Source organism: Methanobacterium alcaliphilum (assembly GCF_023227715.1).
Classification (GTDB): domain Archaea; phylum Methanobacteriota; class Methanobacteria; order Methanobacteriales; family Methanobacteriaceae; genus Methanobacterium_E; species Methanobacterium_E alcaliphilum.
Genome location: NZ_JALKIF010000017.1, coordinates 14,494 through 34,765, shown reverse-complemented (window position 1 = coordinate 34,765; position 20,272 = coordinate 14,494). Strand labels below are relative to the sequence as shown.

Sequence of the window (20,272 nt, the reverse complement as noted above, 5' to 3'; positions counted from 1 at the left end):
CCGAGATCTACACGCGTAAGATCGTCGGCAGCGTCAGATGTGTATAAGAGACAGAATATATCCAGCATTTAGGTCAACCTAATTTTATAGAATAAATGGATTGTTGGTTAGATATATATTTTTTGTTTTGCCTAAATTTTTAGCTAATTAAAAAATCTATTTATTACAAACTTAAAAAGATGGAATAATCTAATCAATAAGTCCTAAATTTTAATAAAAAATAATAAAAACTATATAATAATATTGACTCTTATCTATATAATCAAAAATAATAAAAGAATCTTTCAGGATTTTATCGGGGTATTGTATGGCCATTATTGCTGCTGGTGTTGGATCAAATAAGAATATAATAACTGCTGCACAAAAAATCAATTTTGAAGTAATATTGGTCGAAAAAGAAGAATTAATGCTGGACATGATTAGGAAAAATACTGCCGATGCTTATGTTAGAGGTTCCTTAAATGCATCTTCTGTAATGAAATATTTACGTTCCATATTTCCTTCAAAGATAAACAGGGCTTCCTTCATTGAAATAGATGATTTTAATTTTTTATTAGCCCCTGTAGGCATTGACGAAGGTAGAGATCTATCTGAAAAACTAATTTTAGTAGAACAATGTTGTGAATTTTTACTTAAAATAGGAAAATCACCTAAAATTGCAATAATATCTGGGGGAAGACCTCAGGACTTTGGAAGAGACCCTAAAATTGATGATTCTATTAATCAAGGTGAAGAACTTACCAAAATACTTAAAAATAAATATTCGGGGACAGGTAAAAATGATTCAATCACAAAGAATAAATACTCAATTAATCATTATTACATATTAATAGAAAATGCTGTTAAGGATGGATGTAATCTAATTTTAGCCCCTGATGGCATATCCGGAAATTTAATATTTAGATCCCTTGTTTTGTTAGGTTCTGGAAAAAGTAATGGTGCTATAACCTTAGGAATAGATCCCTTATTTATTGATACTTCCAGAGCTCAAAGTGTTGAGGGATATATGAGAGCATTAAATTTTGCACATTATTTAGCCACATTAAATAAAAAGGAGAAATAAATGTCCACATTAAAACCAATTTATAGACTTTATGAATGGTATATTTCAAGAAATCTAAAAGAGGAGAATATGCCAAAACACATTGCCATTATCATGGATGGTAATCGTCGATATGCAAAGATTCAAGGTAATATTAAAGTAATAGAAGGCCATAAAAGAGGAGTAGATACCTTAGAGAGAGTTCTGGATTGGTGTGTTGATTTAGGTATTGAAATAGTGACGGCCTATGCACTATCCACTGAAAATTTCAATAGGCCTCCTGAAGAAGTAGAAGGACTAATGAAATTATTCCAGAAAAATTTTGAGGGGATTGCTCGAAATAAAAAGATACATAAAAATGAAGTACGGGTAAAAGCAGTGGGTCAACTGGAACTTTTACCAGATAATGTCCGCCAAGCTATTAAAGTAGCCGAAGATTCCACGGCAAAATATAACAAAAGACAGGTTAATATAGCTTTGGGGTATGATGGCCGTTTAGAAATAGTTGATGCAGCAAAAAAAATAGCTCAAGACGTAAAATCTGGGAAATTAGATCCTGAAGAAATAACTGAGGATGTTATTAATAAGAACCTGTACACTGAGGGTTTGGAAGACCCTAATTTAATAATTAGAACTAGTGGGGAAGAAAGATTAAGCGGATTTTTATTATGGCAGTCTTCATATTCTGAACTTTATTTCTGTGATAGTTTATGGCCTGAACTGAGAAAAGTTGACTTTTTAAGGGCATTAAGATCATATCAACAGCGAGAAAGAAGATTCGGAATTTAATTGAATAAAAATCCCATTTTTATGAATAATGGTTGCAGGGGCTTTTTTTGATGATTGATAGTCATTGTCATATGGATTTTAAAGATTTTAATAAAAACAGGGATGAAGTAATAGGTAGAGCCCGTAAAAAACTCTCGGCAATAATAAATTCTGGAGCTACTTTAGGTGGGAATCGGAAAGCTTTAAAACTGTCTAATGAATACAAAAAATTTATTTACCCTACTTTTGGTTTTCATCCTATTGATTCATCAAAAGCAGATTTTCTTGTAATTGAAGAAGTGATTAAAGAACTTCATGGAAATATAGAAATGGCAGTAGGTATCGGCGAAACCGGGATGGATTACTTTCATGTGAAAGATTCTGAAGGTAGAAAACGTCAGGAAAAAGTATTTAATATTTTTGCAAATCTTGCAGAAGAATATGAGTTGCCATTGATTATTCATGCTCGAGATAGTGAAGAACAAGCATTAAAAATTGTAAAAAAATTTAATTCAATACCTGATGTGATATTTCATTGTTATAGTGGAAATTTAGAAACAGCGGAAAATATAATTGATGAAAGTTATTATCTTTCTTTTTCCACCATGATTTGTTTTTCTAAGCACCACCAAAATTTGGTAAAGGATTTACCACTTAAATTCATGGTAACTGAGACAGATAGTCCTTATCTTTCACCTTTTAAGGGTAAAAAAAATGAACCTTCTTTTGTTGAAGAAGCAGTAAATAAAATTGCTCAAATAAAAGAAATTAATCTGAAAGAAGTGGATAAAGTTACTGAAAAAAATGCTAGAAAAATTTTTGATATATGATGTTTGAGTATTGTTTATATTAAATAGGGGTTATTATAGTGAATAAAAAAATTCTACTGGTTGGATTATTAGTTTTATTGGTGTTAGTTGGGTTTTTAACAGTTTTTTTATCTCCTTCTACTTCTACTAATGATAGCAGTAGCTTGAAAGTGGTTAATTTTAATGGAACTGAGATAAATATGATCTTCACAGGGGATGTAATGTTAGGGAGAAATATTGGATACTCTTTAGATAATGGAGTGGATGTATTTGCTGGTGTAAGATCTATTTTCCAATCCTCTGATTTTGTAGTAGCTAATATCGAGGCACCGTTCACGGATTCATCAAATGGTGTAAAGTCAAGTTATTGTCTCAAAGCCAAACCAAAATACGCCAAACTCTTAGCAGATAATAATATTAAAGTGGCTTGTTTAGCTAACAACCACATTATGGACTATGGGATAGAAGGATATCAAGATTGTGTTGCTAATCTTGATGCAAACGGAATTCTACATACGGGTGCAGGCAGTAATATAGATGAAGCTATAACTCCAGCATATGTAACTGTGGATGGGAAAAAAATAGCCATCATAGATTTCCAGGATAAAAATAGTTTTTTAGCATATTCTGATAGTCAAATGCCCACTGCAACTAATAATAGAACTGGCTATGCTCCAGCACAATTAGATTTAATAAACAAAAGTGTGGAAACAGCAAAGGCTAATGCTGATTTTGTTGTTGTTGATTTCCACTTTGGAAACGAATTACACAAAAGCCCGAATCAGTATCAATATAAATTTGCTAGAGCAGCTATAGATGCAGGAGCAGATCTGGTAGTTGGTCACCATCCTCATGTTTTCCAAAAGATAGAAAATTATAAAGGAAAATTAATATTTTACAGTCTAGGAAACACTATTTTTGATGCAGTAACACCTGCATGCAGACAATCAGCTTTGCTCAGAGTCAAAATAGTGGATGGTGATTTACAAGCTACATTATACCCCATATCTATTTCAAGCAAGGGATCTAATTTAATGAGTAAGGGCAGTGCAGAAGGTTTCTTAAAATCTATTCCAACCTCTGGTGTTGACTTGAAAATAGATAATGGGGAAGGAAAAATAGTCCTTAAAGATTATATGAATTCTAATTAGGGAAAAAATTATTTGTAAATTGAAAAATGAAATAACGTTAAATAATTTTAAGATTGAAAATTGAAGATAAACAATGAATTATTTCATTCTTTTTCTTCATCTAGTTCTTTAAATGCTTCTCTAGCAGCAGATATTCCATTAATCGCAGCAGGAAAACCGGCATAAACTGCCATTTGGATAATTATTTCAATTATTTCATTTTTACTGCATCCAACATTCAATGCTCCTTTTATATGACTTTTTAATTGTAGTGGGGCGGTTCCTAAAGCGGTAAGTGCTGCAACAGTTGCTATTTCCCTGGATTTCAAATCTAAACCGGTTCTAGTGTAAATATCACCATACGGAAACTCAGCAACAAAACGTGCTAAATCCGGTGCAATATCTTCTAAACTTTCTTTCAATGTATTGTAAGAATTTTTGTTCATTTTATTTAGCATTTCCAATCCTTTTTGATATCTCTCAGACATTTAAATTCCTCTTTTAAAATAAAACGGCATCATTTTTTCAGAAAAAATATATCTAGCTTTCAATGTACTACTATAAATTCAATGTAATAAATAATATAATTAAATTTATTTAAACTTATTAGAAATTATAAATGATAAAAGTAAATCTATAACTGGTGGTTCAATGAAAAATAAGGTTTTATTTTTTGGGGTATTTTTGATATTGGCCTGTTCTTTAACTACGGTAAATGCAAAATCAGATTCTTCAATCATGGATAATATAACTAACCTAACAGATAATGTTACTAATTTAACCAACGAAGCACTTAACAATGCCTCTGAAACAACCAATGAAACTGCTGAAAAGGTTCAAAATACTTTAAATCCTATACAGGATATCTTAAACAGTATTGAGGATATCGTATATCAAATTCAGGATATTATTCAATCTTTCCAGTATATTACTGGAGGGCAGCAGTAATGTCATAAATAAAATTAACTCTTATTCTTTTTAAGGTGATTTTTTGAGACCTCATGTGATTTTAAATGCGGCTATGACTTTGGATGGGAAAATAGCAACTAGAACCGGGAGTTCAGAAATTTCTGGTAATGAAGATTTAAAAAGAGTCCATCAAATAAGGAAAGATTCCGATGCAATAATGGTAGGAATCAACACTTTACTTGTAGATGACCCCCGATTAACTGTCCATAAAATTGATTCTAAAAGAGATGAAAATCCAGTTAGAGTAGTGGTAGATAGCAGGGCAAGGACGCCCCCGGATGCCCGTATATTAAATAAAGATGCTTCCACTCTAATAGCTGTTTCAAAAAAGGCACCCCTTAAAAAAATCCAAAAGCTTAAAGAGAAAGCAGAAGTAATGATAATGGGCAATGAGAGGGTTGATCTGCTGGAACTGATGAGAAAGCTTAAAAATAAAGGAATAAACACTCTGATGCTGGAAGGAGGATCCACACTCAATTTTTCTATGATTGAAAATGGTCTGGTTGATGAAGTAAGGATATGCATAGCACCTATGATAGTAGGTGGTGTAAATGCAAAAACTTTAGTGGATGGGGAGGGCTTTGATTTTATGAAGGATGCTGCTAAATTAAAGTTAAAAAACAGCTATGATCTTGGTAAAGACTTTATTTTAGAATATGATGTCTTATAATTTTTTAATGAAAAGTCATGAGAATTTTTTAAGGTAAAGACTTTATTTTAGAATATGGTGTGAATTAAAAAATAGATAATAAATAAATTAAAAGTTGAGGATTTTTATTGCTATTTAAATGTTATAATACTATATTAATCCTTTTTTCTTTAATATATTCTCAGGATTATCTTTTAAAGCTTTTTTAACTTCTTTTTCAGGAATTCCTGCACCTAAACCATAATTATATGCTGTTTCATAAGATATTAGGTCTCCAGGGGAGTGAGTGTCTGTATCAATAACTAAATTTGCCCCGACTTCAAGTGCAATTTTACCCACATGTCCATTACCTAAAGAATGACCTCTTCTGGAACTGATCTCCAGCGCAATATCATTTTCTTTTGCTTTTTCAGTCTCTTCATAACTTATAAGGCCTGGATGTGCTAAAATATCTACTTCTGGACAATTTACAGCAGCCCAATTAGTTCCTTCAATTACCGGTTCAACTAATGTTTCGCCGTGGACTACGATAATTTCTGCCCCTAAATCTTTTGCCTTTTTAGCAAGTTTATCAATTATTTCAGCTGGTGCATGGGTTATTTCTGCACCGGGAATAATGGTAATTCCCCAGTTATCACTGATATCTTCAACTGCTTGAATTATACGGCTGACACAATCCATGTTGGTCGCATCCACGTGATCAGTTATGGCAATTGCTTTATGATCAAGAACACATGCTCTTCTGGCAATTTCGGATGGTAATAATTCACCATCACTAAAAAGACTGTGAATATGTAAATCTATACGTTGTGTAATTTAAAATCCTCCTGGATTTATTCGTAGATTATTTATTATTAAAAAAACTATTTTAATTAAATAATTAAAATCTATTTTATATAATATATTTTTTAATATAAATTTTTATTTAAAGATTTAATTAACTTAAAAATCAGATTGTAATTAATTAGCAAAAATAATTAATTTAAAGTTTTTTTTAAGTAATTATAAATTAAAATTATTTCAATGTCGTGATAAAATGGAATGTTCAATATTTACTCCATCGCATATAACTGGATTTTTCCAGATTATGGATAATCCAAATCCTTTAAAGAAAGGATCCCGTGGAGTTGGAGTGGTAATTGATAAAGGAGTAATTACTACTATAAAACCTTCAAAAATTGATCATAAAATTGATATAAAAATAAATGGTCAAAATGATTCCTTTAATGATTCTATTACTCGCAAAACTATTGAATTATTAAAAAATAAATTTTCATTTGAAGAAGGATTTAAAATAGATCATAACATAGAAGTTCCAATTGGGTGTGGATTTGGAACCTCTGCTTCATGTGCAATGGGAACAATTATGGGTTTGGTGCACATGCTGAACATCCCTTTTTCTTACAATCAAGTAGCAAGTGTTGCCCATCAAGCTGAAGTAGAACTTGGCACTGGTCTTGGAGATTTAATAGCAGAAACCACGGGAGGTATTGTAATTAGATTAAAAGAAGGATCTCCGGAATATGGAAAACTGGATAAAATAGTCAGTGAACCTTTTTATGTGATTGCTAAAACATTGGGTGATATTGATACGTCTTCAATTATTCAGAACCCTCAACACCAGCAAATGATTAATAAAACTGGTGAAGGAATGCTTAAGCAAATATTAGAGGAACCTACTCCTCAAAAGTTCATGAAATTATCTTATAAATTTGCAAAAAATACATCTTTAATGAGGGCTGATGTTAAAGAGATGGTGGATATCCTTAACAAAGAAACTTTAGGCGCTTCCATGGCCATGTTGGGTAATACGGCTTTTGCACTATCTAAAACCCCTGAAACAAGTTTAGAGGATACTATCATCAGTAAGATTGATTTTTGTGGCAATCGATTCTTGAAAAAATGATCACTGATGATTTAATTTCGTTAGTCTTTTTATCTTTCATTTAAGGTTCATTAATTGATCTTTTTTTTATGGTAAAACTATTTTTTAACAAATTATATATTGTCCATAGTATCTATACAATAATTGAAAGCTTTTATTGTCCTAAAATGAACAATGCACAGATTTGTGGATTCTATGATAAAAATTGTATATGATATTCAGGTTTACAGGGATAATCTGGAATATATTATAAAAAAAGATGATCTTGTAGTTGAATTAGGTTGTCACGTGGGCAATTCTACTAGAATAATTGCTGAAAAAGCTTTAAATGGTAAAGTAATTGCTATAGATAATAGTCCAGAAGCAACGGAGGCTATGCAATCTGTCAGGGATAATTATTCTAATGTACAATTCATAAAAGCAGATGTAAGACTTCACGAAACATTAGAAAAAGTATATAAATATATAGGTGAATGTGATGTACTTTCAGTTGACTTAGGGGGAGGATATCACCCTGACACGACTTTCAAGGTTTACTTTATATGGTCGTCCACTTTAAAACCCAAAAAAACTATTATTCGAAATAGGGGTTTGCTTGATTTTGTTTCATCTTCGGTTGTTGATGAAGATATAAAATCTAGTGAAGGATGGTTAGAATCTAGTGGTGATGCTGGTATTCCACCCCGCCTTAAAGAATTTAAGTTATGGTCAAATAAGCTTTAAAATAAAAAAAATATATAACTTTGTTCATAAAATTAAAATTAAAATAATAAAATTTTGATTTCAAAGTAAAATAATAAAATTTATAAAAAACTATTAAGTTTGGTTCACAAAACATATAACCGGAGGGTGTTTATGATAGGGAAAAAAATCAGGATCGAAAGGATCATTGATAGAAAAACCGGAAAAAGTGTAATTGTTCCTATGGATCACGGTGTTTCTATAGGTCCTGCACCAGGAATAATCAACATGACAGAAACCATTGACGAAGTTGCAAAAGGCGGTGCAAGTGCTGTTTTAATGCATAAAGGAATGGTAGATTGTGGTCACCGGGGGTATGGAAGTGATATTGGTTTGATCATTCACCTTTCAGCCAGCACAGGTTTAAGCCCAGACCCTAACCATAAAGTTCTGGTTACTTCAGTTGAAAAGGCTATTAAATTAGGGGCAGATGCAGTTTCAGTACATGTGAATGTGGGGTCGGAACGAGAACCTGAAATGCTAATTCATTTAGGTACCACCTCAGAAATCTGTGATGAATGGGGAATACCTTTAATTGCCATGATGTACCCTCGGGGAAAAGCTATCACCAATGAACACGACGCAGAAGTTGTTAAATTGGCAGCAAGAGCTGGTGCAGAACTAGGTGCAGATATTATAAAAACTAATTACACTGGAGATCCTGATACTTTTAAAGAAGTAGTAGATGGCTGTCCAGTACCTTTAGTCATTGCGGGCGGGCCTAAAGTAGAAACTGAGCAAGAACTATTGGAAATGGTTGAAAATTCCGTTAGTGTTGGAGGAGCAGGAGTAGCAATTGGAAGAAATGTTTTCCAGGCGAAATCACCACAAAATACTACCAGAGCCATTTCTGAAATTGTGCATGGTCGATTAAATGTTGAAGAAGCTCTTAAATTATTGAAAGAATAATTAATTAGATTTTTAATTTAATTTACTATTCTTATTTAAATAATTTTTATAATATATCGTTAAATTATTGGAAGGTTATTTCATGAAATTTGCTTGGATAATGCCTCCAGGAAAGACCTGGGATGAAAAAAAAGATTTTATAACAACTGCCCTTGAATCAGGCATTGATCATGTGCTGGATCCGGTTGATCTTGAAAATATACGGAAATTAGGAAATATAACTGTTATCTCTGATCAGGAAGAAGCAGATATAATATTGGTGGGAAAAAATGGAGAGGGTGATGGCACATTCCACTTGCCCTCGGATTTAAGTGAATCAAAAGATATGGCTACTGCTTCCAGTTTCAAAAGAAAAGGAAAAACTGTAGCTGCTTATGTAGAAATAAGTAGTAAAAAGCATGAGGAATTAGCTCGACAATTAGGGAGAGTAGTTGATTATTTAATATTAGTTGGTAAAGACTGGACCATTATCCCTCTAGAGAATATTATTGCAGATCTTCAAAAAGAAGAAGTTAAATTAGTTGCAGCGGTGTCTGATTATGATGAAGCTAAGCTGGCATTAGAAACTCTGGAACATGGAACTGATGGTATTTTAATACAACCCCATGACTTTTCAGAAATCAAAAAGATTGCGAGTCTAATTGAAAAAATAGAATCTGAAAAATATGACCTTAAGGCCGCAACTATCACACGAATAGAACCTGTGGGATCTGGCGATAGGGTCTGTGTAGATACTTGTTCCATGATGAATATTGGGGAAGGAATGTTGATTGGTTCCTATTCAACGGGATTATTTTTAGTGCATAGTGAATCATTAGAAAGTGAATATGTAGCTTCAAGGCCGTTCAGAGTAAATGCAGGGCCAGTCCAGGCATATGTAATGACTCCTGGAAATAAAACCAAATATTTATCCGAGTTAGAAACCGGTGATGAAGTTTTAACTGTTGATGATAAGGGTAAATCAAAAGTTGCTATTGTAGGCCGTGTTAAAATAGAAAAAAGGCCCCTAATGCTCCTTGAAGCAGAATATGAAGGGATCACTGTTAAAACACTTCTTCAAAATGCAGAAACTATCCGTTTAATTAATGATAAAGGGGAAGCAGTATCTGTTTCTGATTTAAAGGAGGGGGATAATGTTTTGATTTATCTGGATAAAGGCGCCCGACATTTTGGGATGTCAATTGAAGAGACTATTATTGAAAAATAATTTTTTATAATACTTAAAATTTTAATTAAATCCTGTAAAAATCTTTTTTATATTCTTTTTTTAACAGATTAGCTGATCATTTTTTCTTTAATTAAATTTTAAACTTTTAACAATTACATAAAAATAAATAGATTCAATAATAAAAATACATCCATAAAGAATTATTAAGAGGCGGGCTCATGTCTAGTTATGAAGTTGAAATTATTAGTCCCAGTAAAAAAGATGAACTTTTAGCAGAATTAGGCCGTGAGGTTGTATTTGAGAGAAAAGCAAATATTCATGGTGCATGTGTTAAATTACTAACTGATAGTGAATCATTTAAAGAGGAATGGGAAGATAATTTTAAGTTTATGAATGAGGAAATTCGCCCCCATGCTAAGATATTTGCCACATCCAATAATGGAGAACTCCAGGTACTCTATGAACCACTATCCAAAACATGCATCATAAGAAACTGTGATTACTATGGATGGGTTAAAAGTATAGCTCTGGCCACTATCTCTGACTTTTTTGAAGAATATCACTCTGAAAACCGTAGATATTCAGTGCACGGCTCAGTGGTTGATTTTGAGGGCCACGCCATTGCTATAATAGGTCCGCCAGGGACTGGAAAATCCACCCTAACTTATGGGCTGATGATGAATAAGAAATTTAATTACATATCTGATGACTGGTTTTTCACAAGATTATTTGAAAATTCAGTGGTAGTATATTCTTCTGAGAAGAATTCTTATATTCGTGATGACGTTGCTGATGTATGGGTTGATTTTAGAGATCAGATTCAGCGGGTTAAACTCGACAATAAAAATAGGGGAATAGTTGATGTTAAAAATCTGTTTAATGGCAGAATCAGAGAATCATCCACATTAAAATCTATAATTCTTCTTGAGAGAAACCCAGCCAATATTCCATTTAAAGAAATGGATATTGAGGAAGCAATTCAATATATGAAAGAAACTGATTACTGCAATCCTCATCAGTTAATCCGCGATGAGCGAAAATATAATTTAAGGATGCAATTTTTCCAGGAAATTTTCTCAAAAATGGAAGTATACTTATTAAATACAATAGAATCCCCATTGGAAAGTTTAAATCAGATTAATAACTTGATAAAATAGATATATTCCCTTGAACATAATAATTTTAGTAAATATCAATCTCACATAATCCATTAAAAAGGTGAGTGCATGGGTACTAATTCAGATATGCGGGCTTTTTTAGCAGTTGATGTAGATAAAACTTTGTTAAACAAAATAGGGGATATACAAAACAATTTGGGGGCTGCAGAAGCTCCAGTAAAATTTGTAGAACCTCAGAATCTTCATTTAACCCTTAAATTTTTCGGCGATATTAATGAAGAAAAACTAAATGAAATATCAAATATTATTTCTCAAAAAGTAGAAAACTTTAATCCCTTCGACCTTCTAATTGAAGGAGTTGGTGTTTTTCCCAGTTTGAGATATATAAGGGTAATCTGGTTAGGGACCAAAAACATTGATTCTTTTTCAGATATACAAAAAGAATTAGATGATGAATTTATAAAATTAGGATTTGACAAGGAAAGAAGTTATATCCCTCATTTAACCATTGGTCGTTTAAAAGGTTCTACTAATAAAGAGGTACTGGTTGAAAAAATTGAAGAATTAAGTGATGTACAAATAGGAAAAATGGCAGTAAATAAATTAATACTTAAAAAAAGCGAATTAACACCGGCAGGTCCCATATACACTGATTTAATGGTTTTTGAGTTGTAAATGAACTAAAGAACCTTACTTTTTTTTATTAATGAGGCAATTCTATGGATTTCAATGATATTCTAATGGACATAAAACCTGAAAGGCATGAAGAAGAAAAAATTCAATCACTATCAAAAATAATGATTAATTATATCAATGAATTGGCACAGGAAAAGGGGATCAATGCCCTGGCAATACTTGTTGGTTCTGTTGCCAAGGGCACATGGTTATCGGGTAAAGCAGATATTGATATTTTTATTCATTTTCCACTGGAAACGCCTCTGGAGGAACTTAAAGTTAAGGGATTATTTTTAGGTCATCAGTGCATTAAAAAAATGAAGGGTACATTTGAAGAGAGATATGCATCACACCCCTATGTAACGGGCCATATACAGGGGTATGATGTAGATTTTGTGCCATGCTATGCTATAAAAACTGCGGACGATTTAAAATCTGCAGTAGATCGAACTATTCTTCACACAGAATACATAAATAAACACCTACAGCGAGAACAGATTGACGAAGTTTTATTACTTAAAAAGTTCATGGAAGGTATTGAGACTTATGGGTCTGAATTCAAAGTGGGTGGATTTGCAGGATACCTATGTGAACTATTAATTTTAGAATATGGTTCTTTTAAGGAAGTTTTAGAAGCTTCTTCATCTTTATGGAAGAGTGGATTTATCATTGATTTAGAGGATTATGGTACGGGGGTAAGATTCACAGAACCCTTGGTGGTAGTGGATCCTACTGATAAAAATAGAAATGTGGCTGCGGCTTTAAATATTCAAAAAATGTCAGAATTCATTGTGGCTTCTCGAAATTTTTTGCAAGATCCTAAAACTAGTTATTTTTACCCATTAAGTTGTTATTGTAATAATAAAGATATTGAAGCAGTATTTGAAGATAGGGGCACCAAGACCATATTAATTATTTTTAAACCACCTAAAATCCCTGCTGATGCTATATATCCTCAACTCAAGAAAACTGAACAATCTTTAGAGTCTAAACTCAATTATGATGGTTTTAATGTGATTAACTGTGGGTCATGGACAGATGAATCGGGCATTGCAATCATTTCACTAGAATTGGATGTATGGTTTCTTTCAAAATATAAAAAACACGTGGGACCAAAGGTTTTCTCCAGGATTCACCAGGAAAGATTTTTAGATAAGTATAACCAACAGGCTTGGGTAGAAAATGATCAATGGGTGGTCAATGTTGAGAGAAAACACCGAACCCCCGAATCATTTTTGGAAGATATTTTAACCCCTGAAAATATCCACCATTTAAGAATTGGAAAACATTTAAGAAAAGAAATTTTGATGGACCATAAGGTCATGGGGATAAATGAGTTTTTAAAATCCGATATGTGTTCCAATGAGACATTAAAATTCTTTTTTGACTTTTTAAATCCAGGTAATCATTTACATAGATAATATAAATTAAAAATTTAATTATATTTATTATACCTTCCTGGATTAATAAATAGTTTAATAATCTTTTCGTTCCATTACAAATTTAGGTACTGCTTCTTTTAAAGGATCAAAATTTTCTATATTCTTAACTTCCATACATTTCATACTCACCTTGGAGTGAAGAGATGTAGGTAGTCTTAAAATTCTTTTAAGATCAATAGACACTTTAGCATCTACAATTCCCATATTGAGTTGGGACATGGATTCTACAAAATTTTTATATCTTATTGGCCCAATTTTATTCTTAAAAAGACCCCATTCTCCTTTTTCAACTAAATTTCTGTATTTGATTATATCCTTCAATAATTTAGTATTTATATTTTCAATTTTCTCTTTACCGGTAATGTGCATTATAGAGTGTTTCACTCGGCTGGTAAAAACGGCAGGATAACCAAATGGGATTAAAAAGTGTTCTAACTCATAAGGTTTTTGATCTACTTCATTTTCTAGGACGTATTTGTTTTTCGGAGCTTCTGCTCCTGAAACATATTTCAAGACTTGAGAACGGACTTCGCTGTCAAAAGTCATTACTTCTTCATCCAGGACTCTTATGTGGTATCCTCTCCCGGAATAAATCATATGTATATCTTTTAAACCGAGATCACCTCTTAAAGTATCCAGAATCAAAAGGACTATTTGTCTGGCTTCGTTAAGACAAATGTTACATACTCCTTCACAGTTGCATGATCGAATAGGCAAGTCTTTAGCATCTACATCAAAAACTAATTCAGATTTTAACCAGTCACCTCTTTGCCAAGGTTTATTATAAAAAGCAATAGAACAGTAAGCAGCAAATGGGGATCTATATCTCATAAAACGCCTTATCATATCCTGAGTTTTAAAGATACGGTACCTATCATTAGGCCCGTTACCTAAATGATCGAATCCAAATTCTCTTTTATTCAGGTCTTTTTTGATAAAATCAGGTAATTCTTTAACATTCCATTCTTCCCGATAATATCTTCTCCTTTCTTCTAAAGTAGATGCTTCAAAAATCAATATCACCTTAATTTATTCAATAGTTTATTTTAATCATTATTCGTCATTTTTAGTATCTTCATTTGTCTTAGATTTGCCACCACTCTTTCTGAGTTCCCACCTCTTTCTGTTGTAATAGGAAAGAGGGTTTCCAATGTTTTTACAGGTGGCATCTGGCTTACACAATGATGAGAGATGGATTTTAATTTTTTCACAACTCATTGGAGTATACCACTTACTTTCCCCTTCATTTTTTAGCTCAGGGATAGTATGCACACCAAAACCTAATTTAGCAGTAATATTAAGTTTTTCTTGAGGGTCGTCTTCAAATAATGGGGGAGTACAGCGATCAGCAGCATCATAAATTAAGGGTAGTATTTCATTTATTGTTATTTGGAGATCAGCATCAATATCGGAAATTTTCATACTGATATCGTTTCTAAAGACAGATGGATACAAACGAGCATATGATATAAATGATGTGAGCAATAGGACTATAGCATCGTTCCTATTACCCGAACCCACACCTTCAATTGTTTTTTGGATACATGGGGGGAATGCTTCATGCACTAATTCAGATGCTTTAATATCACCACCAAACCCTCCTCCTGAACTTGAATAATAGGAAATACTTTCATTTATTTTTTCAGTTATTTGATCTGCAATCTGCAGGAGTGAGGGGTGTGGTTCAATTTTAGAAGCCATATCATGAACTCGTTTAATATAGTTCTCGGTATTCTGCATGATCATTCGAGTTATAATCATTATCTTAATTCTCTCACCAATTAAAAGATCATACATCTTTTCAGAAGGTCTGCCAATAATTTTCTCATCAAATCGATCCATAAAGTCGTCTTTTTCTAGTATAACTTCTCCCTGATCAAGGATTAAATCAGCTAACCTAATTTTTTTACTTCCCAGTAACTCAGCAATGGAAGTCCAGGGGATGTTATCTTCAAAAACCAGTTGATTTAAGAGATTATCTACAATTTCTTTCCGTTGATAAGATGGTATTTTTTCCAATCTCTCTTCAACTAATTTTCCCTGGGCTTCAATCATTAGGCGTGTTTCTCTTGAATTTGGTTTAAATTTAATACCAACTGATTGTGCTGCAATATAAAAACTTATAACATCAAATTCAGTTATTTCAGGGTTTAATAAGAATGCATAATCATTATGATTATATTTTTTATCATTCTTTTTACGGGCATACCATTCTACTCGCTTTACCGCTAAGTCTGCATAGCTTTGAGGAATATATGAATCATTAGAAATTTTTTGAGATTCGCTTTCTCTCACAACCATTAATAGTTCTGCATTAATATCAGATATATGGTCTAAAGATCCTTTTTCTCTGACTATTTCTTCCCCTTCACTAGAAAGTGGATTTAGAAATGATAATGAAACCATATATCTAATTAGTAAAATCAAGGATAAATAACTTAACTAAATGTGTAATTGTTAATTTGTGATAAAAATTTTCACCTGAAAATCATATATTTTAGTGCAATAAAATTAAAATAAAGGTTGAACTGACGTTTTCAAATGAAAAAATAGAATATGGGGTATTTCTTCATCAGTTTGCTGAGTTTTTGTGGTTTAAATCAAATAAATCTATATGGTTAATTATCTGCGTCAAATTTATATATAAAAATAGATTAAAATAGGATAGATTTCTAATATTTTGTAAAATTAGATTCTTATGATTTAAAAATTTTATATTATCATCTGTATTGTATTAATGGATTCGCAATTCAAAATGAATTAATCCTTTGATTATTATAATTAAATTAAAATAACCTATTCAAGCTTTAAATAACGCCCATTTTGTGTGAGGAGGAATATCATTGAGTAAACTATTTATCACTTGTGCATTGCCATATGCTAATGGCCCGACGCATTTAGGTCACTTACGTTCAACTTATATCCCTGCAGATATTTACGCCAGATATAATCGAATGAAGGGCAATGAAGTATTATTTGTATGTTCTACCGACGAACATGGAACCCCTATCGCAGTAAAAGCAGAAAAAGAGGGTAAAAAACCTCTAGAGATTGCGACTCGATATCATAATATGATTAAAGAAGATCTCCATGCATGCCACATTTCATTTGATAATTTTTCCAGGACTACTGATTCTTTACATTATGAAATAAGTCAGAATTTCTTTTTAAAGTTATATGAAAAAGGTTTTATTTATGAAAAAGAAATAAAACAACCTTATTGTGATAGATGTGGAAGATTTCTGCCAGATAGGTACGTGGAAGGCATATGTCCTCATTGTGATTCAGAAGGCGCTCGTGGAGATCATTGTGAGGTATGTGGCCGACATCTGGAACCTACTCAGTTAGTTGAACCTCAGTGTTTAATCTGTAATTCAAAACCTGAAATTAAAGAATCCAAACATTATTTTTTCAAATTAAGCCATTTTGAAAATGATGTACATAACTGGATTATTTCTAATAAGGAACTGCCGGCAAATGTTAAAAATTATGCCTTGCAATGGATAAAAGAAGGGCTTAAAGATTGGATACTTACTCGAGATATGGAATGGGGTATTCCTGTTCCATTAGACGGGGCTGAAGGAAAAATAATTTATGTGTGGGGTGAGGCATTTTTAGGATACATCTCTTCAGCAGCTCAATGGTCTGGGAAAACTGGCAAACTCTGGAAAGAATATTGGGATGAGAAGGCCGTCCATTTTATAGGTAAAGATATAATATACCATCATTCTATATTCTGGCCTGCTTTACTCATGGCTTATGGGTGTAAGCTACCTAAAAATATTATTGCTGGTGAATATTTGTCATTAGAAGGTAGTAAAATGTCAACCAGTAAAAATTGGGTGATTTGGACGTCTGATTTCTTAAAAAACTTTGATGCGGATGTACTAAGATATTATTTAACTATTAATGCACCTTTAACTCGTGATACTGATTTCTCATGGGATGATTTCCAGCGCAGAGTTAATGATGAACTGGCAGATGTATTGGGAAATTTTATTCACAGAACTTTTTCATTCACCAAAAGATTTTTCAATGGAGAGATACCCGAAGCAACTGATTTTAGTGGTGATGATTTGGAGTTTGAACAATCTATCAAAGAAGCCCCATTAATAATAGGGAATCTAATTGAAGAATATAAATTTAGGGAAGCCCTGGTTAATGTTATAAAACTGGCAAAAAAAGGAAATAAATATTTTAATGATCAAGAACCCTGGAAGACAGTTAAAGAGGATCCAGAAAAAGCAGCTAATTGTTTGTATTTATGTAATCAGCTGACTAAAGTATTAGCTATTTTTTTAATTCCATACATGCCTGAAAAATCTCTTCAAATTTTAGAAACTTTAAATTTAAGCACAGACAATATTGTATGGGATAATACAAGCTCATTTATTCCATCAGGACATAAAATTAAAAAAGCTAAACCATTATTTGCTAAAATTGATGATGAATTTATCGAAAAACAAAAAGAAGACCTTTATAAAAATTTAGAAGAAGAGGTCCATGACAGTTCGGAGGATAATGAAATGACAGAAATAGTAAGTATTGATGATTTTGCTAAATTAGAATTTAGAATCGGCAAGGTAATTGAAGCAGAATCTGTGGAAGGTTCTGATAATTTATTAAAACTTCAAGTTGATATTAAAGAAAAACAGATTCAGGTTGTTGCAGGTATAGCCAAGAAATATTCCGATGATGAAATTTTAAATAAAAAAGTTGTTGTGCTGGTTAACCTAGCCCCTGCAAAACTATTTGGAGTAAAATCTGAAGGAATGATACTGGCCACTTCTGATAGTTTAAGTATTTTAAGTTCTGAAACTGCTGCTATTGGTGAAAGAATAAAATGAATGAAACTGTTTTAATTGGTAAATCTGAAAAGTTTTTAAGCAATATTCGCCGAAAAAAACTTAATTTAGATTTTATTTCCTCCCTTGATGGGTTTATGGAGATTTACCAATATCTGAAGGATAACCTTGATGAATTACAGAACTTGAAAGAGTTAATGGAATCTAAGGGATATAAAGCCCCTTACCGTTCTCTCTCCAAGTACGGTTCATTTGCACCAGGTGAAGTCATGGTTGAGGAACAGCATGATGTTAATCGCCATAATCAATACTTCAGAACAAAAGCAGCCGCTAAAAAAAACGTACTAGATCGTGTAAAATCAGCCATATCCTCTCATAAAATTGCTTTAGGGCATCTGGAAGAATTTGCAGTTCTTTATTGCAAATCATGTCAAAAAACTTATAAAGTGCAGGATATTTCTAATTTTGATAAATTTAATTGTTCATGTGGAATGAATGATTGGGAATTAAAATTAAATAAATCAGGGGTATTCCGGACGAAAATGATTTCACATCTCCCTCTTTCGGGGGATTATATGGTAAAAATGTCTGAGCTGACACCCTGGGGAAGAGACTCTTTTAAGATAATAATGAAGACCTTAAAGCAAGAAAAAAAGGGTGTTGTAAAAACTGTTTCTCTGGTTATCAAGGTTATGGAATCGGGTAGATGGATTCGCAAAAGAGTATCTATGGATGCTGATGATAATCTAAACTATGAAAAAGAACTTAGAAAAAGGTATGGTTCCAATGTAAGGATAGAATTTTTACAATTTCATAGAAAAAAACCCACTATTATCAATGATCGCCATACTCGTACTGCATTGGCTTTAGGATATGTAAAATATTCTGAAAATTGTTTAAAAAAATACGAGGATGGGATTTTTAAATCCATGTTACATAACTTGAACAACCTTAAAAAGTATGATATATTATTAAATGAAGCTAAAAATTTTGTCCCCACGGGATTTGAAGAATTAGATAGCCCTGAAGATATTGAAAATGCTATACTGGATGGACTTCTAAAAGAAAATAAATTAATCGACTCACAGGGAAACTTAAATCCATACTTAAAAAGTGATATTGATCTTAGAGAGAAAATCAAAAAAAATATTTTTTCAAAAATTCCATTTGTTCTTATATTATGGGACATGACAAAGTATTATTTAGGCACGTCTTTTGATCGTAGAACTCATTATTCTGGACCTTTTCCTAATTTAAGGCCTATTTTAGATAGAAACCAGGTTAAAGTATTTTTAGATTTTGATAGGGACGTTTTGGATGTATTAACAAATCATCTAAATGAAAATATTTATTATATATCTAATATTCAAAAAGTACTACTTAAGAAATTTGAAATTGAGCAAAAAATGAAAGGATTGCATATGAAAGTTGATCCTGCGGGATTTGGTGCGGCGGTGCTTAATATTGAATCTGGAATAGACCTTAATATTTGTGCTGATTTATTTTCCGTGGAAATTAAAACTGTTAAAGTAGAAAAAAATAATATTAACACAATGGGAAAGCCCAATACTAAAAAAGCCAAGAAATTTTTAGAAATGATCAAAAAATAACTTGAAATAACTTATTAAGCTTATATTAAATTGTGAGACTATTTAAATTATTAAATTAAAAAGTATCTGCTTTGTGTGATTATATGCCATCAGAAAAGGTTTATGTCAATCAACCATTGACTTCTAGAAAGATCATGGCTCTGCTTGATCAAAACCCTGACTTAAAAGAAATTAATTGTCCTACAAGTATTTATCAAAGAATCTCTCCAAAATATTTAGAAGCTCTGGAAGAGTTGGGAATTGAAGTAAAATCTATTGAAAGGAAAGGTAGGCCCAGAAAATATTCTCAAAATGATAGGATGATAGTCACAAAACTTTTGAAAGAAGGTAAAAGCCCTTTACAAGTATCTGGCCAAATGAATATTCCTTTAAAAACTGTTTATTATCTTAAAAAAGATTTAAATCTTAAAAAAGGTAGAAAATTCAAATACAATGAAAAAACACGTCTTAATATTAAAAAAATGGCCAAACAAGGTGTCAGTCCAAAGGAAATATCATCAAGATTACAGATACCTTTAAGGACAGTATATTATATTTTAAAGCGGTGATATT

General features: G+C 32.1%; 20 protein-coding genes. 16 read left to right on the top strand and 4 right to left on the bottom strand.

All coding sequences use genetic code 11. The features are described 5' to 3' along the window. Nucleotides 1-307: 307 nt before the first annotated feature. The 4 genes from mtxX to MXE27_RS11080 are packed head-to-tail and all read left to right on the top strand — an operon-like array spanning nt 308 to nt 3,770. Nucleotides 308-1,063 (top strand): methanogenesis marker protein Mmp4/MtxX, encoded by a 756-nt coding sequence (mtxX, locus tag MXE27_RS11095; RefSeq protein ID WP_248612510.1) that lies wholly within the window; start codon nt 308-310, stop codon nt 1,061-1,063. Beyond that, a complete protein-coding gene (uppS, locus tag MXE27_RS11090; protein ID WP_248612509.1) occupies nt 1,064-1,831 on the top strand; it encodes a polyprenyl diphosphate synthase in 768 nt (255 codons plus the stop codon). 50 nt (nt 1,832-1,881) lie between these two features. Beyond that, entirely contained in the window at nt 1,882-2,640 is a 759-nt protein-coding gene (locus MXE27_RS11085; protein ID WP_248612508.1) for a TatD family hydrolase, read from the top strand. 38 nt (nt 2,641-2,678) lie between these two features. After that, entirely contained in the window at nt 2,679-3,770 is a 1,092-nt protein-coding gene (locus MXE27_RS11080) for a CapA family protein (protein ID WP_248612507.1), read from the top strand. 83 nt (nt 3,771-3,853) lie between these two features. On the opposite strand, the gene MXE27_RS11075 is transcribed toward MXE27_RS11080, so the two are convergent. Then, the gene (locus MXE27_RS11075; protein WP_248612506.1) at nt 3,854-4,237 is read right to left on the bottom strand and encodes a carboxymuconolactone decarboxylase family protein; all 384 of its coding nucleotides are present in this window, start codon (nt 4,235-4,237) and stop codon (nt 3,854-3,856) included. A 163-nt stretch (nt 4,238-4,400) separates the two neighbouring features. On the opposite strand from MXE27_RS11075, the gene MXE27_RS11070 reads away from it, so the two are divergent. Beyond that, on the top strand, nt 4,401-4,697 hold the full coding sequence (locus MXE27_RS11070) for a hypothetical protein (RefSeq protein ID WP_248612505.1): 297 nt from the start codon (nt 4,401-4,403) through the stop codon (nt 4,695-4,697). 43 nt (nt 4,698-4,740) lie between these two features. Further along, the gene (locus tag MXE27_RS11065) at nt 4,741-5,388 is read left to right on the top strand and encodes a 2,5-diamino-6-(ribosylamino)-4(3H)-pyrimidinone 5'-phosphate reductase (protein WP_248612504.1); all 648 of its coding nucleotides are present in this window, start codon (nt 4,741-4,743) and stop codon (nt 5,386-5,388) included. Between the two features lie 129 nt (nt 5,389-5,517). Here MXE27_RS11065 and MXE27_RS11060 read toward each other — a convergent pair whose 3' ends face one another. Beyond that, the gene (locus MXE27_RS11060; protein ID WP_248612512.1) at nt 5,518-6,183 is read right to left on the bottom strand and encodes a histidinol phosphate phosphatase domain-containing protein; all 666 of its coding nucleotides are present in this window, start codon (nt 6,181-6,183) and stop codon (nt 5,518-5,520) included. 220 nt (nt 6,184-6,403) lie between these two features. Here MXE27_RS11060 and MXE27_RS11055 point away from each other — a divergent pair, with 220 nt between their 5' ends. The 7 genes from MXE27_RS11055 to cca all read left to right on the top strand — a co-directional run bounded on the left by MXE27_RS11055 (nt 6,404) and on the right by cca (nt 13,284). Continuing rightward, a complete protein-coding gene (locus MXE27_RS11055) occupies nt 6,404-7,273 on the top strand; it encodes a pantoate kinase (protein ID WP_248612503.1) in 870 nt (289 codons plus the stop codon). A 174-nt stretch (nt 7,274-7,447) separates the two neighbouring features. Then, nucleotides 7,448-7,975, top strand: a complete 528-nt coding sequence (locus MXE27_RS11050) for a class I SAM-dependent methyltransferase (RefSeq protein WP_248612502.1) — start codon at nt 7,448-7,450, stop codon at nt 7,973-7,975. 132 nt (nt 7,976-8,107) lie between these two features. Further along, the gene (locus MXE27_RS11045) at nt 8,108-8,902 is read left to right on the top strand and encodes a 2-amino-3,7-dideoxy-D-threo-hept-6-ulosonate synthase (RefSeq protein WP_248612501.1); all 795 of its coding nucleotides are present in this window, start codon (nt 8,108-8,110) and stop codon (nt 8,900-8,902) included. Nucleotides 8,903-8,984: 82 nt separating this feature from the next. Beyond that, on the top strand, nt 8,985-10,109 hold the full coding sequence (locus MXE27_RS11040) for a 3-dehydroquinate synthase II (protein WP_248612500.1): 1,125 nt from the start codon (nt 8,985-8,987) through the stop codon (nt 10,107-10,109). 179 nt (nt 10,110-10,288) lie between these two features. After that, nucleotides 10,289-11,227, top strand: coding sequence for a phosphoenolpyruvate carboxykinase (ATP) (locus MXE27_RS11035; protein ID WP_248612499.1), 939 nt, complete (start codon nt 10,289-10,291; stop codon nt 11,225-11,227). A 69-nt stretch (nt 11,228-11,296) separates the two neighbouring features. Then, on the top strand, nt 11,297-11,863 hold the full coding sequence (thpR, locus tag MXE27_RS11030) for an RNA 2',3'-cyclic phosphodiesterase (RefSeq protein WP_248612498.1): 567 nt from the start codon (nt 11,297-11,299) through the stop codon (nt 11,861-11,863). Nucleotides 11,864-11,907: 44 nt separating this feature from the next. Next, on the top strand, nt 11,908-13,284 hold the full coding sequence (gene cca / locus MXE27_RS11025) for a CCA tRNA nucleotidyltransferase (protein ID WP_248612497.1): 1,377 nt from the start codon (nt 11,908-11,910) through the stop codon (nt 13,282-13,284). A gap of 54 nt (nt 13,285-13,338) precedes the next feature. Here the strand turns inward: cca and priS are convergent, their stop codons facing one another. Next, complete coding sequence (gene priS, locus MXE27_RS11020) at nt 13,339-14,319, bottom strand: DNA primase catalytic subunit PriS (protein ID WP_248612511.1); 981 nt, start codon at nt 14,317-14,319, stop codon at nt 13,339-13,341. 39 nt (nt 14,320-14,358) lie between these two features. After that, on the bottom strand, nt 14,359-15,711 hold the full coding sequence (gene priL, locus MXE27_RS11015; RefSeq protein WP_248612496.1) for a DNA primase large subunit PriL: 1,353 nt from the start codon (nt 15,709-15,711) through the stop codon (nt 14,359-14,361). A gap of 437 nt (nt 15,712-16,148) precedes the next feature. On the opposite strand from priL, the gene metG reads away from it, so the two are divergent. From metG to MXE27_RS11000, 3 genes are all read left to right on the top strand, one after another. Beyond that, nucleotides 16,149-18,152, top strand: coding sequence for a methionine--tRNA ligase (gene metG, locus MXE27_RS11010; protein WP_248612495.1), 2,004 nt, complete (start codon nt 16,149-16,151; stop codon nt 18,150-18,152). Beyond that, nucleotides 18,149-19,720, top strand: coding sequence for a DUF530 domain-containing protein (locus MXE27_RS11005; protein WP_248612494.1), 1,572 nt, complete (start codon nt 18,149-18,151; stop codon nt 19,718-19,720). Before metG ends, MXE27_RS11005 begins: the two co-directional genes overlap by 4 nt. An 83-nt stretch (nt 19,721-19,803) precedes the next feature. Continuing rightward, nucleotides 19,804-20,268: a helix-turn-helix domain-containing protein gene (locus MXE27_RS11000; RefSeq protein ID WP_248612493.1), complete on the top strand. Its 465-nt coding sequence runs from the start codon at nt 19,804-19,806 to the stop codon at nt 20,266-20,268. Nucleotides 20,269-20,272: the final 4 nt, after the last annotated feature.

Bases quoted from the DNA above. Each gene is read 5' to 3' on its own strand.
- priL (WP_248612496.1), bottom strand. From the start codon at position 15,711: ATGGTTTCATTATCATTTCTAAATCCACTTTCTAGTGAAGGGGAAGAA.
- MXE27_RS11055 (WP_248612503.1), top strand. From the start codon at position 6,404: ATGGAATGTTCAATATTTACTCCATCGCATATAACTGGATTTTTCCAG.
- MXE27_RS11000 (WP_248612493.1), top strand. From the start codon at position 19,804: ATGCCATCAGAAAAGGTTTATGTCAATCAACCATTGACTTCTAGAAAG.
- MXE27_RS11035 (WP_248612499.1), top strand. From the start codon at position 10,289: ATGTCTAGTTATGAAGTTGAAATTATTAGTCCCAGTAAAAAAGATGAA.
- uppS (WP_248612509.1), top strand. From the start codon at position 1,064: ATGTCCACATTAAAACCAATTTATAGACTTTATGAATGGTATATTTCA.
- MXE27_RS11075 (WP_248612506.1), bottom strand. From the start codon at position 4,237: ATGTCTGAGAGATATCAAAAAGGATTGGAAATGCTAAATAAAATGAAC.
- MXE27_RS11005 (WP_248612494.1), top strand. From the start codon at position 18,149: ATGAATGAAACTGTTTTAATTGGTAAATCTGAAAAGTTTTTAAGCAAT.
- MXE27_RS11050 (WP_248612502.1), top strand. From the start codon at position 7,448: ATGATAAAAATTGTATATGATATTCAGGTTTACAGGGATAATCTGGAA.
- MXE27_RS11085 (WP_248612508.1), top strand. From the start codon at position 1,882: ATGATTGATAGTCATTGTCATATGGATTTTAAAGATTTTAATAAAAAC.
- MXE27_RS11040 (WP_248612500.1), top strand. From the start codon at position 8,985: ATGAAATTTGCTTGGATAATGCCTCCAGGAAAGACCTGGGATGAAAAA.
- mtxX (WP_248612510.1), top strand. From the start codon at position 308: ATGGCCATTATTGCTGCTGGTGTTGGATCAAATAAGAATATAATAACT.
- MXE27_RS11045 (WP_248612501.1), top strand. From the start codon at position 8,108: ATGATAGGGAAAAAAATCAGGATCGAAAGGATCATTGATAGAAAAACC.
- thpR (WP_248612498.1), top strand. From the start codon at position 11,297: ATGGGTACTAATTCAGATATGCGGGCTTTTTTAGCAGTTGATGTAGAT.
- MXE27_RS11070 (WP_248612505.1), top strand. From the start codon at position 4,401: ATGAAAAATAAGGTTTTATTTTTTGGGGTATTTTTGATATTGGCCTGT.
- cca (WP_248612497.1), top strand. From the start codon at position 11,908: ATGGATTTCAATGATATTCTAATGGACATAAAACCTGAAAGGCATGAA.